Source organism: Pseudomonas oryzihabitans NBRC 102199, from assembly GCF_000730625.1.
GTDB classification, from domain to species: domain Bacteria; phylum Pseudomonadota; class Gammaproteobacteria; order Pseudomonadales; family Pseudomonadaceae; genus Chryseomonas; species Chryseomonas oryzihabitans.
The window spans coordinates 70672-84761 of the sequence record NZ_BBIT01000023.1; the positions used below are offsets into that span (position 1 = coordinate 70672).

General features: G+C 65.4%; 18 protein-coding genes. 4 read left to right on the plus strand and 14 right to left on the minus strand.

Annotated features, from left to right (window positions below):
- Positions 1-3 precede the first annotated feature (3 nt).
- Both POR01S_RS21480 and POR01S_RS21485 read left to right on the plus strand, forming a co-directional pair.
- Complete coding sequence (locus tag POR01S_RS21480) at positions 4-243, plus strand: hypothetical protein (protein WP_027599076.1); 240 nt, start codon at positions 4-6, stop codon at positions 241-243.
- A gap of 67 nt (positions 244-310) precedes the next feature.
- Positions 311-1504, plus strand: a complete 1194-nt coding sequence (locus tag POR01S_RS21485) for a class I SAM-dependent rRNA methyltransferase (protein WP_042138264.1) — start codon at positions 311-313, stop codon at positions 1502-1504.
- 57 nt (positions 1505-1561) lie between these two features.
- Here POR01S_RS21485 and POR01S_RS21490 read toward each other — a convergent pair whose 3' ends face one another.
- From POR01S_RS21490 to POR01S_RS21530, 9 genes are all read right to left on the minus strand, one after another.
- Positions 1562-1963 (minus strand): Rho termination factor N-terminal domain-containing protein, encoded by a 402-nt coding sequence (locus POR01S_RS21490; protein ID WP_027601347.1) that lies wholly within the window; start codon positions 1961-1963, stop codon positions 1562-1564.
- A 13-nt stretch (positions 1964-1976) separates the two neighbouring features.
- A complete protein-coding gene (locus POR01S_RS21495; RefSeq protein ID WP_042138265.1) occupies positions 1977-2198 on the minus strand; it encodes a YgdI/YgdR family lipoprotein in 222 nt (73 codons plus the stop codon).
- On the minus strand, positions 2195-2431 hold the full coding sequence (locus tag POR01S_RS21500; RefSeq protein ID WP_007162599.1) for a hypothetical protein: 237 nt from the start codon (positions 2429-2431) through the stop codon (positions 2195-2197). Before POR01S_RS21500 ends, POR01S_RS21495 begins: the two co-directional genes overlap by 4 nt.
- Positions 2432-2569: 138 nt before the next feature.
- On the minus strand, positions 2570-4618 hold the full coding sequence (locus tag POR01S_RS21505; RefSeq protein WP_042138266.1) for an AsmA family protein: 2049 nt from the start codon (positions 4616-4618) through the stop codon (positions 2570-2572).
- Positions 4619-4685: 67 nt separating this feature from the next.
- A complete protein-coding gene (locus tag POR01S_RS21510) occupies positions 4686-5819 on the minus strand; it encodes an MFS transporter (protein WP_042138267.1) in 1134 nt (377 codons plus the stop codon).
- Between the two features lie 21 nt (positions 5820-5840).
- Positions 5841-6620, minus strand: a complete 780-nt coding sequence (locus POR01S_RS21515; RefSeq protein ID WP_027599082.1) for a DeoR/GlpR family DNA-binding transcription regulator — start codon at positions 6618-6620, stop codon at positions 5841-5843.
- Between the two features lie 57 nt (positions 6621-6677).
- Positions 6678-7568 carry an EamA family transporter gene (locus tag POR01S_RS21520; protein ID WP_027601352.1) on the minus strand — a complete coding sequence of 297 codons (891 nt, stop codon included), beginning with the start codon at positions 7566-7568 and terminating at the stop codon, positions 6678-6680.
- Between the two features lie 144 nt (positions 7569-7712).
- Positions 7713-8099, minus strand: coding sequence for a DUF3140 domain-containing protein (locus tag POR01S_RS21525; RefSeq protein WP_042138269.1), 387 nt, complete (start codon positions 8097-8099; stop codon positions 7713-7715).
- A complete protein-coding gene (locus POR01S_RS21530) occupies positions 8096-8614 on the minus strand; it encodes a hypothetical protein (protein WP_042138271.1) in 519 nt (172 codons plus the stop codon). Before POR01S_RS21530 ends, POR01S_RS21525 begins: the two co-directional genes overlap by 4 nt.
- Positions 8615-8737: 123 nt before the next feature.
- Here POR01S_RS21530 and POR01S_RS21535 point away from each other — a divergent pair, with 123 nt between their 5' ends.
- Positions 8738-9673 (plus strand): alpha/beta hydrolase, encoded by a 936-nt coding sequence (locus tag POR01S_RS21535; protein WP_042138273.1) that lies wholly within the window; start codon positions 8738-8740, stop codon positions 9671-9673.
- A 120-nt stretch (positions 9674-9793) separates the two neighbouring features.
- Positions 9794-10258, plus strand: coding sequence for a hypothetical protein (locus tag POR01S_RS21540; RefSeq protein WP_042138274.1), 465 nt, complete (start codon positions 9794-9796; stop codon positions 10256-10258).
- Positions 10259-10300: 42 nt separating this feature from the next.
- Here the strand turns inward: POR01S_RS21540 and POR01S_RS21545 are convergent, their stop codons facing one another.
- The 5 genes from POR01S_RS21545 to birA form a co-directional block, all read right to left on the minus strand.
- Positions 10301-11593 (minus strand): MFS transporter, encoded by a 1293-nt coding sequence (locus POR01S_RS21545; protein WP_027601354.1) that lies wholly within the window; start codon positions 11591-11593, stop codon positions 10301-10303.
- 99 nt (positions 11594-11692) lie between these two features.
- Positions 11693-12151 carry a DUF3301 domain-containing protein gene (locus POR01S_RS21550; RefSeq protein WP_007162609.1) on the minus strand — a complete coding sequence of 153 codons (459 nt, stop codon included), beginning with the start codon at positions 12149-12151 and terminating at the stop codon, positions 11693-11695.
- A gap of 28 nt (positions 12152-12179) precedes the next feature.
- Positions 12180-12359 (minus strand): hypothetical protein, encoded by a 180-nt coding sequence (locus tag POR01S_RS21555; RefSeq protein WP_037006863.1) that lies wholly within the window; start codon positions 12357-12359, stop codon positions 12180-12182.
- Entirely contained in the window at positions 12356-13108 is a 753-nt protein-coding gene (locus POR01S_RS21560) for a type III pantothenate kinase (RefSeq protein ID WP_042138277.1), read from the minus strand. Before POR01S_RS21560 ends, POR01S_RS21555 begins: the two co-directional genes overlap by 4 nt.
- Complete coding sequence (gene birA, locus POR01S_RS21565) at positions 13098-14042, minus strand: bifunctional biotin--[acetyl-CoA-carboxylase] ligase/biotin operon repressor BirA (protein WP_042138279.1); 945 nt, start codon at positions 14040-14042, stop codon at positions 13098-13100. Before birA ends, POR01S_RS21560 begins: the two co-directional genes overlap by 11 nt.
- Between the last annotated feature and the right edge of the window lie 48 nt (positions 14043-14090).

Sequence of the window (14090 nt, forward strand, 5' to 3'; positions counted from 1 at the left end):
TCCATGCATACCCTGCACCACTACCAGATCAGTTACCGCTTCAACGGCGAACCCCTCACTCACGAGCTGGAGAGCTTCGAGCCGGTCACCGAAGAGGAAGCCGTACTGCAGCTGCTGATCAAGCACGTCGAGGAACCCCAGGTGGTGGTCGATGCGCCCTGGGAACGCCATGCCCAGCCGAGCATCGCCCGGCGCGCCCAGGAAGCCGGGCTGAGCGACATCGAGGTCAGCCAGCGGGACTGACGGCCGGCCCGGGCGGGTAGCTTTGCGCTATAATTCCGCGCTTTTGCCCCCTTCGCCGGAGACCTTCATGCCCCTGCCTCGCCTGCGCCTCAAAGCCAATGCCGACCGCCGTCTGCGCGCCGGGCACCTCTGGGTGTACAGCAACGAGGTGGACGTCGTCGCCACCCCGCTGACCGCCTTCGAGCCGGGCGATCAGGCCATCCTGGAAACCACCAGCGGCAAGCCGCTGGGCCTGGTAGCGCTGTCGCCCAACAACCTGATCTGCGCCCGCCTGTTCTCCCGCGACACCGGCTACCTGCTGGACAAGTCGCTGCTGGTGCACCGCTTCAAGGTCGCCCTGAGCCTGCGCGAGAGGCTGTTCGGCAGCCACTGCTATCGCCTGGTCTATGGCGATTCGGATTTCCTGCCGGGTCTGGTGGTGGATCGCTTCAACGACATCCTGGTGGTGCAGATCGCCTCGGCGACCATGGAGCGCCAGCGCGACGCCATCCTGGCCGCCCTGCTGCAGGTGTTCAAGCCTCACGGCGTGCTGTGGAAGAACGACGGCAGCGCCCGCGCGGCCGAGGGCCTTTCCAGCTACGTGGAAGTGGCCTATGGCGAGGTCCCCGACTGGGTGGCGCTGGAAGAGAACGGCGTGCGCTTCGAGGCGCCGGTGCGCGAAGGCCAGAAGACCGGCTGGTTCTATGACCACCGCCTGAATCGGGCGCGCCTGGCGCCCTATGTCGAAGGCAAGCGGGTGCTCGACCTGTTCAGCTACATCGGCGGCTGGGGCGTGCAGGCCGCGGCCTTTGGCGCCAGCGAGGTCATGTGCGTTGATGCCTCGGGCTTCGCCCTCGACGGCGTGGAGCGCAATGCCACCCTCAACGGCCTGGCGGAAAGGCTGGTCTGCGTCGAAGGCGATGTCTTCGAGGCGCTCAAGGAACTCAAGGCCGGCGAAGAGAAATTCGACGTCATCGTGGCCGACCCGCCGGCCTTCATCAAGAAGCGCAAGGACCTTAAGAACGGCGAAGCCGCCTATCGTCGCCTCAACGAACAGGCCATGCGGCTGCTGAACAAGGACGGCATCCTGGTCAGTGCCTCCTGTTCCATGCACCTGCCCGAAGACGACCTGCAAAACATCCTGCTCGGCAGCGCCCGTCATCTGGACCGCAACCTGCAGATCCTCGAACGCGGTGCCCAGGGCCCGGATCACCCGGTACACCCGGCGATCCCGGAGACCCGCTACATCAAGAGCCTCACCTGCCGGCTGCTGCCCAGCTGAGGCGCCAGGCAAAAAGAAAGCCGGACCAGGTCCGGCTTTTTCTTGCGTGTTCGACTGTCAGCTCAAGGCACGAATCAACTCGTCCTTCTTCATCCGCGAACGCCCACGAATGTCCTGCTCGGCGGCCTTCTTCACCAGTTCGTCGCGGGTCATGTCGCTGAGCGAGGTGCTGCCGCTGCGCGAACGCCGTGCCGAGGCCCGCCCGCTGTTGGGCGACTGGCCCTGCTTGGTGGCCACCGCCCGCCGTGCGGAGTCCTTGCGATCCGCGCGCTTGGCAGTACCGCTCTTGCTCTTGCCGGAGCCCGCTTTTTCACCACCGCCGGACTGCTTGTTCACCGTCGCCCAGGCCCGCGCTTCGGCTTCCTCCTTGGAGACGCCCTTTTTCTCGTAGCTCTCCTCGATGTGCTCGGCCTTGCGTTCCTGTTTGTCGCTGTACTTGGACTTGTCGCCGCGGGGCATGGCAGTCTCCTGGCTAGTCTTCCGCCTTGATGGTGGCCACATCGGCTGCCTTCACCCGTACATGACGACCCGCCACGTCGGTGAATTCATAAAAGCCGTCGGCCGTCTTGGTGTTGGGACGATCTTCGGTGATGTACTGGGTACCGTCCTGCAGGGTCACCACCGTCTCGGTGGAACAGGCCGTCAGCCCCAGCAGGGTCAGGGCCAGCAATCCACCACTCAGCAGGCGCTTCATGGCGCTTCCGGCGAGACGCGATGGATGGACACATCGTGCAGCGCCACCAGCGCCTGACCAGACTCGATATCGGCCAGGTGGAAGCGCTCGTCGTTGATCGCATCTAGGTGCCGGCAAGCCAGTTCGCGGACCACGTCGGTGATGGGTACGTCGAGATTGCTGATACGGTCGGTATAGCTTTCGCCCAGCAACTTGTAGTGGATTTCGTATTGGCTATCGGTGTCGTCACGCATGAGAGGTCTCCGCGAAAAGGCTGCCCGACTCGGGTTATTTCTATAGAGCCCGGGCAACCAGAGCGGTTCTTTTCCGCCCGTCAGACGCCGCCGAACGGTCGTCTGTCAAGTACCGCGAACCCGCTCTAGCGCAAGAGTTCAACGCCCTGCGCGCATCTGCTGCAATAGGGTGCTGCACTGGGCGCCCTGCTCGTTGCTCGGCGCCACCAGTGCCAGTAGACCGGCGGCCGGCGCCGCGAAGGTGGCGAGCAGTGCCGCCGCCGCGCCGCGTGCCGCCAGCGGCAGCGCCTTCACCCCTGGCGATTGATTCTTCAGGGTGCCGCGCACATAGAGCGGCGAGCGCAGCGAGAAGATGCGCAGGCCCTTGCTGTGGGGATCGACGGTGAGATCCAGTCGTTCGCTCGCCAGGTTGATGGTGCCGGTGATGTTGATCAGGGCGTTCTCGGTGTCGAGCACGAAGACCTGGGGCTGCACCAGGCCCTTCTTGAAATCGAGATCGGCGACCGCGCAATTGATCTCCACCTCGTCATCGCCGAACAGCCGATCGACCAGATAGTTGCCGACGTTGAGTCCGGCGAGCTCCATCAGGCTGCGGCTGATGCGGCCGTCGTTCATCAGCAGCTTGAGTTCGCCGTTGCTGGTGCCAAGCAACGCCGCCACCGAGTTGCCGGTGCCACTCAGGGTGGCATCGCCATTGAGTTCGCCCATGCTGCGCTTCATGGTCTCCACGGTGGGGAACAGCTGGTTCAGCTTGACCCGGCGCACATGCAGATCGACCCGCCCTTGCAGGGGCGTCTTGTCGCCTTCCAGGCGCACCGTGGTGTTCAGATCACCCCCAGCCACGCCAAAGCGCAGGGGGTCGAGCAGCAGCACGCCATCGGTCAGGCGCACGTGGGTGTTGAGATCGGTGATCGGCAGCTGCGCGTTCTGCACGATGCGCTTGCCGGTGAAACGCACGTCCGCATCCATGGCGCGCCAGCGCTCGGTGCGGAATTCGGAGACCGGCAGGGCCTTGTCCGCCGGCTGCTTGTTGGTTTCGCCCTTGGCCGCCTGCTGTTCCTTGGTATCGGCGCCGATCAGCGGCGCCAGGTCCTCGAACAGCAGCTGATCAGAGCGCAGGGTGCCACTGAGCTTGGGCCGTGGCTTGCCGCCGGTGAACAGCACCTCGCCGTGCAGGTCGCTCTTGCCGACCCGGCCATTGAAGTCTTCGTAGCTGAAGCGCGCGCCCGCCGGATCATTGAGCTTGACCGTAAGATGGCCATCGGTGGCATAGGGCGCCGTCTCCGGCAGGGTGACCCCGGTCAGCGGATAGAGCTGCGCCAGGCTCTTGCCCTCCAGCACCAGGTGCAGATCCAGGGCACCCAGGCGCCGCGGATCGGTCAGGGTGCCAAAGACCTGGGCGCGGGTCTCGCCGGCACGGGCATCGAGCTGGATGGGAAAAGGCACATCGGCGTCCTGCAGCGCCAGCAGTCCGCCGATCTGGCCACGGCCACTGACCGGCACCTGCTTGTAGCTGCCTTCCACCGCCAGGGCGAACTGGAAGGGCTGGGTCTGCTTGACGTGGGAGCGCTGGCGCGAGGTGCCCTGCTTGCCCACCAGGTCGGCATAGGCGATGGGGGCGTCCAGGGAGGTGATCCGCGCGCGCAGCCGAGTGGCGGTCTGGGCATCGTCGAAGCCGACCTGGCCGGCGTCGAAGCCTATGGTGCCGATATCCACGGTCCAGGCCGAGGGTTCGGCCTTGGGGTCCTTCTCGGCGGTCTCGAAGGTCCAGCTGTTACGGCCATCGGCCAGCCGCTGGGCATTGACCACCGGCCCCGTGAGGTCGATGCGCGGGATATAGATCTGCTTGGCCAAGAGCGCCAGCGGCGAGATCCGCAGCTGAACCCGGTCGAGGTGAACGAAGGTCTTTTCCTTGGCCCAGTCCGGATTGCCCAGGGTCAGGTCTTCGGCGGCGATGTGGGGCCAGGGAATCCAGGCGCGCCAGCCGCCCTGATCCGGCTCGCGGTGCCAGACCACGCCCAGGTTGCCCTCGATGGCGAAGGGGCGGTGCAAGGCGCTCGACACCTGCTCGTTAATGGTCGGCTTGAGCCGATTCCAGTCGAAGGTGGCGAGCACCACCACCAGCACTACGAGCAGCAGCAGGATGATTCCCAGCAGCCAGGCGAGGATCTTGCGTGGGCGCGTCATGGCCGCCTCCTTGGATTTCCGTTCCCTCTTGGGTCTGCTCAGCGCAGCGGGGTTCCCTGGATAGACATCATGTCTTGCGCTGACGCAGTGCCAGCAGCGCCACCGCCACCCCGATCAGGGTCAGCAGCAGCAGGCTGCCGCGCAGGCCCACCTGCCCCGCCACGGCGCCGATCAGCGGCGGACCGAGCAGAAAGCCGAGATAGCCGGCCGTGGCGGTCATGGCGATGCCGGCAGCCGGTGTCTCGGCCACCTGGCCGGCGGCGCTGAAGGCTGCCGGTACCACATTGGACAGGCCCAGGCCGACCAGGGCGAAGCCGAGGATCGCGGTCCCGGGCGCCGGCAGGAGGACCGCCAGGGCCAGGCCCAGGGTCGCCAGCAGGGCGCCGCCAACGATCACCCGAGGACCGCCGAAGCGGCCGCGGATGCCGTCGCCGAACAGCCGGCCCACCAGCATGGTCAGTGAAAAGGCCGCATAGCCCAGGGTGGCCACCACCGGACTCGCCCCGCCTACCTGGCCCAGGTAGACGGCGCTCCAGTCGGTCATGGCGCCTTCCAGCATCAGGCAGCCCAGCGCGATCAGCCCCAGTGCCAGCACTCGCCGATCCGGCAGGCGCAGGGCATGACTGACCGGACTGCGATCGCCTTCGTCCAGGGCCAGGGCGGCGGGCAGGGCCAGCACCAGCGCCACCAGGGCGGCGGCCAGCAGTACCGCCAGCGCCGAGGCGCCCAGGTGCAGCACCAGGGCCCCCAGGCCGGCGCCGAGAAAGCCACCCAGGCTGAAGGCGGCGTGGAAGGACGACATCAGCGGACCATTCCAGCGGCTTTCGACATCGCTGGCATGGGCGTTCATGGCCACGTCGATCAATCCGTTGCAAGCGCCGAGCAATAGCGCGCAGGGCAGCAGCCAGCCCAGCGACGGCGCCACCCCGGGCCCGCTCAGCACCAGCACGAAGGTCAGGATGCTCAGGCGGGTCAGGCGGCCGGTCCCTCCCAGGCGCGGCACCAGCACCCCGGCGAAGGGCATGGTCAGCAAGGCGCCGAGGGCGACCGCCAGCAGCACCAGACTCAGCTGGCCGTCGCCCAGCAGCAGATCGCGCTTGAGTTCGGGAATGGCCGCCGCCCAGCCGCCGATCCCGCAGCCGTTGGCGAGAAAGACGGTAAAGGTGGCGCGACGCTGGCGATGCAAGACGGCGGAAGTCATGGCGATCCTTGGGTGAGCGGGCTAGCGATCGCTGGCGAGCGAATGCAATTGCAGCCCGGCGTCACGATAGGGTTGCAGACGCTCCTCGCTCAGCCCAGGTTCCAGCACCAGGTGGTTCAGCTGATCGAGGCGGAGCACGTGATAGAAGGCCACGCTGTCGAGCTTTTCGGCGGTCACCGCGACGGCGACCTGACCGCTCTGCTCGGCCACGGCCACCTTGAATTCGGCTTCTTCCAGGTCGAAGCCGGTCACCCCGGTTTCCACCGCCAGGGCGCAGGTCCCGAGAAAGGCCAGATCGGCGCGCACGCCGCGCAGATCGCGCAGCGCCCGGGCGCCCAGGCAGGCGCCCGATTCCGGCGCGGCCAGGCCGCCGATCATCAGCACCCGGATGCCCGGGCGCTGCAGCAGCGCCGCGGCGATCACCGGCGCATTGGTGGCCACGGTCAGGTCGAGATCCGTGGGCAGCGCCTGGGCGATGGCCAGATTGGTCGAGCCGGCATCCAGCAACAGCAGTTGCCCGCGCTGCACCAGCCTGGCCGCGGCCAGGCCCAGCGCCTGCTTGGCCGCCTCGTCCTGGCCGATACGCGCCGGCAGCGCCTCCGGTGGCGTCAGCAGCGAGAGCGCCCCGCCATACACCCGGCGGCACAGCCCCTGGCGGGCCAGCTCACGCAGGTCGCGACGCACGCTGTCTTCGGAAATGCCCCAGGTCGCGGCCAATTCGGCGGACAGGACCCGGCCCTGTTCGCGCAGCAGGGCCAGGATCGCGGCCTGGCGTTCTTCGGGAAGGTGAATGGCAGTCATGGCTGATACTCCAGGAAGATCAGCAGATCATGCACAATCATTTACGAACGTGCAACATCATGCACTGGATGACATCTTGCTCCTGGCATCCAGCCAGCGGCCGCCAAAGACGTTGATCAGCAGGCCGAGCATGACCGCCACGCCACCCACTTCCTGCTGGAGGGTCATCTGCTCACCGAGCAACACGGCGGCCGAGGTCAGCCCCACCACCGGCACCAGCAGGGAAAAGGGCGCCACCTGGCCGGCCGGATAGCGTGACAGCAGCCGACTCCAGATGCCGTAGCCGACCAGGGTGGCGATAAAGGCCAGGTAGACGATGGCGAAGATCGAACCGGCCGACAGCGAGGTCAGCGCCGTGGCGATCTGCTCGGGACCTTCCAGTAGCAGCGACAGGACGAAAAAGGGAATGGGCGGAATCAGGCTGCCCCAGACCACCAGGCCGAGCATGTCCACCTTGCCGATCTTCTTGGTGACGATATTGCCCAGTCCCCACATGGCCGCCGCTGCCAGGGTCAGCAGGAAGCCGGCCAGGGTCATGGTGACGCCATGCTCGGTACCGATCAGCAGCAGGCCCAGCGCCGCCACCAGCAGCCCGACCAGGCTCGCCCGGCGCACCTTCTCACCGAGAAAGGTCGCCGCGAATGCCAGGGTGAAGAAGGCCTGGGCCTGCAAGACCAGCGAGGCCAGCCCCGCCGGCATGCCCACGTACATGGCCGAGAACAGGAAGGCGAATTGACCCAGGGAAATGGTCAGGCCGTAGGCCAGCAGCAGTCGCCAGGACACCTGGGGACGCCGCACGAAGAGGATGGCCGGAAAGGCCGCCAGGCAGAATCTCAGGGTGCCCAGCAGCATGGGCGGCACGCCATGCAGGCCGAGCTTGATGACGACGAAGTTCACCCCCCAGGCCAGAATGACGACCAGTGCCAGCAACAGATCCCGGGGTGCCATCGACAACTCCTTGAACGCATTCAGATAGTTAGGCGGCTACCCTACTCCTTTGCGCCCGCGCTGCGGCGTCACAGTTGCACACAAATTCGGCCAGTCACTCTGCATGCAAAGAAAAACCGCAGCCTGGGCTGCGGTTCGTCGGGATCAGGCGCTGCGCTTGTCACGCAGGGGGTCATGACCCCAGTTCATCAGCGACTTGCGCCAGCGCGAGTCTTCGATGTCGCCGTCCGGTCGCTGCTTGAGGTGGCGATGCACATAGCCGATGACCTTGCGCATGGCCTTGTAGTCGTCGTCTTCCAGCTCGGCCTGGCGCTTGCCCTTGAGCTCGAGGATGCGCTCACCCATGGCATGACCGACCGCCTTGCCGTCGTTGGCGGCCTTGACCTTCTTGCCACCCTTGGTCATGCCCACGCCCTTGCTGGTGTCACCGCTGAGCCATTTGCGCAGCTGACTCGGGGTCATGTTGACCACCTGCTTGAACTCGCTGCGGACCTCTTTCTTGTCGTCGTTGGAAGCCTTCTTGGTGCTCATTTTTCACCTGCCTTTTGCAACGCCTTCACCAGTTCGTCTTTCTTCATGCGCGACCGGCCCCGCACCTCGCGGCGCGCCGCACGCTTCATCAGCTCGTCCTTGGTCAGACCGGCCAGGCCCGACCCACGCGCCGCCGCCGTCTTGCGCGCCACGTCGGCCGGCTGCTTGGAATGCTGCTTGCCGCGGCGCGTGTCACGGCGCTTCTTGGCGATGGTGCGCTGGTACTCTTCCTTGCTCAGGGAGTCCCGGGCCTTTTCCGGCAGATAGCGCTCGCCGGTCTCCTCGGATTTCTTGCCGGAGCGGGTGTCCCACTTCTCGTCGGTCCACTGCTGCAGATGATTGTCCTTGCCCTTGCCGCCCTGGTATTCACCACCGCGCTTCTGGTACTCCTGGGAGGCCAGCTGCGCCTTGCGCGCCGACCACTGACCGGGCTTGCCGCCCTTGTCGCCCTCGGTAATCTCTTTCTTCACCTTTTCCCAGAGTTCGGGATCGCTCTTCTTGGCCGTCGCACTCATGGCTCACCTCAGGTTGGGGATCACTGCAGTCGCTGTCTCTAGGATGACTGTCCAACCGAAACGGGGGTTCGCGCCAGGCGACGAATGCCCCTACCCTGCGTCTTCCGGTATCCAGAGAAAGTCATGTCCCTCGTCACCCTGCTCCGCCGTCGCCTGATCCCGCTGCTCTTCGTCACCCTGCTGGTCGGGGTCGGGGTCCCCTATGGCTGCTCGGAACTGGCCTATCGCGAACGCCAGTGGGTGTTCAGCATCGAGCCGGGCAATGCCAGCTGGTTCACCGGCGTGCCGGAAGGCGTCCGCCAGTTCAACCTGCCGGTGCCGGACGGCCTGACCGGCACCGACTACCTGCACGCCTGGTGGTGGCCCGCCCGCCGTCCGGACGCCCCCGCCCTGCTCTATCTGCACGGCACCCGCTGGAATCTCACCGCCCAGGTCCGGCGCATCGCCACCCTTCGGCAAATCGGCTATTCGGTGCTGGCCATCGACTATCGCGGCTTTGGCGAAAGCCCTGGCGACGTGCCCTCCGAACGCAGCGTCTACCAGGACGCCCGGGTCGCCTGGAAGCACCTGCAGAGCCTGCAGCCCGATCCCCGCAAGAGATACATCTATGGCCACTCACTGGGCGGCGCCGTGGCGGTGGACCTGGCCTGGCGCATCGCCCGCGACGGGGATCCCACCGGCGACTACCCCGCCGCGGCCGGTCTGATCATCGAATCCACCTTCACCACCCTGGCCGATGCCGCCTCTGCGGTGGTCGACACCCGCTTTCCCCTGCGCTGGCTGATGTCGGAGAAATTCGATTCCCTGGACAAGATCCCGGACATCCATATCCCGGTGCTCATCGTCCACGGCAGCGACGATCGCTATGTCCCTCCCCGCTTCAGCGAAGCCCTCTATGCGGCGGCCCGGCCGCCCAAGCGCCTGCTGCTGATCCCCGGCGGGACCCACTCCAACAGCATGGTGATAGGCACGCGCGACTATGCCGCCGCCTTGCGCGAGCTGTTCGGCGGCGCGCACCTGAGTGAAGCGGAAAAGGAGCAATCATCGACGGGAGGCTAGAGACTTTCTGAAAGGCATCGACAGCGCTGATAGTCACTATCTCGCCAGTCTATTTTTTTCGAGCGGTCCTGCTCGGGATACTGAACTCACTCCAGCACAGTTTCCCCAGAGGACACCATCATGAACCTGCGTATCGCCTTCGGTTTCGCCCTGACCGCCCTGGCCCTGAATACCTTCGCCCAGGACTTCGCCTTCACCCCCAGCGCCGCCACCCAGGTCGCCGAGGAATCCAGCCAGCGCCCGCTGGGCCAGCTGATCAAGCAACAGCAGCAGCGCCTGCAGCAGCGCACCCTGGCCGAAGAATCCAGCCTGCGTCCCCTGGGTGAAGTCATCAAGCAGCAGCAACGCCAGGTGCAGGAACGCCGGATCGCCGAGGAATCCAGCCTGCGCCCCCTGGGCCAGGTGATCGAAGACCAGCAGCAGCGCCTCGGTGACGATACGGTGGCCGAAGAATCCAGCCAGCGTCCCATGGGTCGGCTGATCGACCGTCAGCAGCATCGCCTGCAGGATGACGCCCTGGCCGAAAACGGTTCGGCCCAGACCCTCGACCGCCTGATCAAGGCCGGCCAGACCCGCCAGGCCTGAGCCCTAGCCGTCCCTTCCTGCCCGGCCTTGCGCCGGGCTCGCTCAGTGGCTCTTCTCGCCACCCGGCCCGATACTGGCCGGCGCCTCCACCACCAACTCCTGCGGCACCTCGTCGATGCGCGGATCCAGTGCCGCCGCCATCGGACTCACCGTATCCGGCATGGCCACGTGATGCAGCGGCGCCTCGTCCAGCCGGTGTTCGCCACTGACGAAGCGGGGCTGCACGAAGACGATCAAAATCACCGCATAGGCCGAGGTCAGCACATAGAAGGTGCCCGGGCCGAAATGCTCCATGGCCGCACCGGCCAGCAGCGGTCCGATACAGGCACCCACGCCATAGGTGGTCAGCAGCATCGCCGACAACTCCACGCGCCGCTCGGGTTCGACATGGTCGTTGGCAAAGGCCGTCGCCAGCGGATAGAGGGTAAACAGCAGCATGCCCGAGACGAAGCCCGCGGCCAGCAGCCAGGGATAGGGCAAGGTGATCAGTCCCCACAGCGGTACCGCCGCCAGGCACAGCAACACCGCATTGGCGCGGATCAGCTTGCAGCGATCGAGGCGATCCGACAGCCAGCCCAGCGGCCACTGGGCGCAGAACCCCGCGACGATGCACAGCCCCACATAGAAGCTCGATTGCGCCGTATCCAGGCCACTGCGACTGGCGAACACCGGCGCCAGGCCATAGAAGCCCCCCACCAGCAGCCCCGCGGTAAAGATGGTCACCAGCGACTGGGGCACCCGCTGCCAGAAGAAACGGATCTCCAGCGGTGCCGCCACCAGCTTGGCCGGGTGCACCCGCCGGGTCATGGCCAGGGGAATCAGGCAGGAGGCGAAGCAGATGGCCACCAGCAGCAGCGGCTTGTAGTCGAGTTGCGGATGCCAGGCCAGCAGCGCCTGGCCGATCACCAACCCCAGGTCCACCGCCACCATGTAGCCGGCGAACACCTTGCCACGCTGGTGATTCTCCGCCTGCTCGTTGAGCCAGCTCTCGATCACCATGTACTGATTCATCATCACCACGCCCATGACGAATCTGAGCGCGATCCAGACGTTCAGGTCATCGATCAGGGCATGGATGAGCACGGTGACCGTTGCCGCACCGGCGCAGGCCACATAGGAGCGGATATGGCCGACACTGGCGATCAGTCGATGGCCGAACTTGCCGCCGCACACCAGCCCGAAGTAATAGGCCGCCATCAGGGCGCCGGTCCACAGGTCCCCCGCCCCCTGCTCGGTCAGTCGCAGACCGATATAGGTGGTGAAGAGACCGGAGCCGGCCAGCATCAGGAGGGTGGCGAAATAGAGCGCAGGAAAGGTAACGAGAGGGCTGAACATCAGAGATCACATGAAGAGAAACGAAAAAGCCGGAGCGGAGCAGCGGTGCTGAGCGTCGGGATGGGGGAAGGGAAAGCTGTCGAAAGCAGGTATGCCGGACTACTCCGGCTCTTGCCGCCGATTGGTCTCGGTACGCTGGCGCTGCCGCCACTGGTCCAGATAGACCACCTGGCCATGCTCGGGCTTGGCCTGATAGGCAGGCGCCGAAGCCACTACCGAATCGGCCGTCGGGCGTTCGACCTCGGGTACCACGAAGGGGGCGAATTCGACCTTGGCCAGGGTCTTGCCGAACAGGGCCAGAGAGGCGTCGAGCCGCTCCTCTCCCGTCACGGTGAATTCGAAGGAAAACAGTCGCGCCAGGCGCTTGCGTCCTTGGGCATCGGCCAGCCAGCGAAAGCGCGAGAAAGCCACGGCGCCATCGAGCAGCAGCACCTTGCGGCGGCGACACTCCTGCTCGGCCAGCAGCAGCGCGCGCTCGCGAATGCCATGGGCATGCCAGAACCACAGACCAATGCCGACCGCGCCCAGCAACAGGCAGAGATTACCTAGCGTCAGCATCTTCGCTCCTCATCGAAGGGTACCGCCGTCACTGACGCCGCGCAGCGTCACCAGATGCCGTCTCGTTCAACAGGCGAATGTTCTCACGCTCGCCTTTGTACAGCGCCAGAGGGGCGATTTCCTTACCCAGCAACGGCACCTGCTGTTGGTGCCATATGTAGTAGAAAACGTTCAGTACCACCAATAGCAGAAACAACCAACGCATCATTCGTTCTCGAGCGGACACGCCAAAGCCAATCCAGCAAACACCATATCGGGCACGATCCGCGCGCCCGGAACGACATGTTTGACCAGTTCCGCGTCACCCCCGGTCAGAAAGATCTCGCACCCTTCGGCGAACATTTCCTGAGCCAGTTCGTATTGGGTACGGACGAAACCCTTGAGCATGTACAGACACCCACGCTCCACGGCCTCGATGGTCGTGCGTCCCGGCGCCTCGTAGCGTTCACCACTGGCCCAATGTGGATCGTAGCGGATCCGACGGGTATGGGTCTGCAGTTCCCGACGCATCAACGGAATCCCCGGACAGATGAACCCTCCCTGATGCTCGCCCTGGGCATCGACCAGATCCGCGGTGACCGCCGTCCCCAGGTCCAGGACCACGCAGGCCTTGCCCTCGGCCAACTGCACCGCGGCCAGGATCACCAGCCAGCGATCCATGCCCAGACGCTGATGGTCACGATAGCCATTGCGCACGCCATTCCACACCTCGACCGGCAGGGCCTGGTGACAGGCGATGCCAAAGGTAGCGGTGAGCCGCTCCTTGAGCTGCTGAGTCTCTTCGTCGCTGCGCACGCTGACCAGTCGGCAGGCCGCCAGGGCAGGACTGTCCGGCAGGGAGAGCGCCGCGATCAGGGCGTCGTCGCTGTCGACGATGCCGGTATCGACCACCTCGGCACCGGCCGCGAGCAGGCGCCACTTGATGAGGCTGTTACCGCAATCGAGTTCAAGAATCATGATCTAGGCTCAGGCTCAATTCGCCACCGCTGAATGCCTGCGTCTGACCGTCTACATGCATGAGAATAGCCCCATCTTCGGCAACTCCTGCCACTGTGCCCTGGATACAGCGAACCCCCGAAGACAGGGTTACCGCTCGACCTTGCCAGCCATGATAACGCTCCCACTCGCTGCGCAGGGCGGCGAATCCGGACCGGCGATGAATCTGCCACAGACTGTCGATTTCCCGGAGCAGCAGACTGGCGACCTGGTTGCGGTCCTGCAGACCGCCCAAGGCCTCGGCCATGGAGATCCACGGCTGATCGATGTTGTCGGCCAGACGCATGTTGACGTTGATACCGATGCCGATGATGGCCTGGCAGACGTCCTGCGGATCACCCGACAACTCGATGAGGATGCCGGCCAGCTTGCGCCCGCGGACCAGGACGTCGTTGGGCCACTTCAGGCAGGCGTCCTCGACGCCCAGCTGTTGCAGGGTACGGATCACCGCCAGGCCCATGGTCAGGCTCAGGGCCTGCAGTTTCTGGATCCCGCCCGGGCTGGAGACCACGGCGGTAAGATAGAGATTCTTGCCATAGGGGCTGACCCAGGCGCGGCCACGACGACCACGACCGGCCTGCTGATGCTCGGCCAGCAAGGCGAATGGCGGTTGCTGCTGCGGCAGACAGCGTTGCGCCTCGGCATTGGTGGAGTCTATGGAGGCCAGGACCGTTACCGGCCAACCGCCCTCCTGCGCGATCCGCTCGGCATCGAGCAGCGACAGGGGCTCCTCCAGGCGGTAACCCCGTCCCGGAACCTTGAACACCTCGACGCCCAAGTCATCTTCCAGCGTCTTCAGCCGCTTCCAGATGGCACTTCTGGAGACGCCCAAGGCTTCACCAAGCTCGACGCCGGAATGAAATTTTCCATCACTCAGCAGTTTCAGCAACGGCATCCCGAACTCCGTTCGACTTTCTTCCGCCCCAAAGACAACACCCCCGTC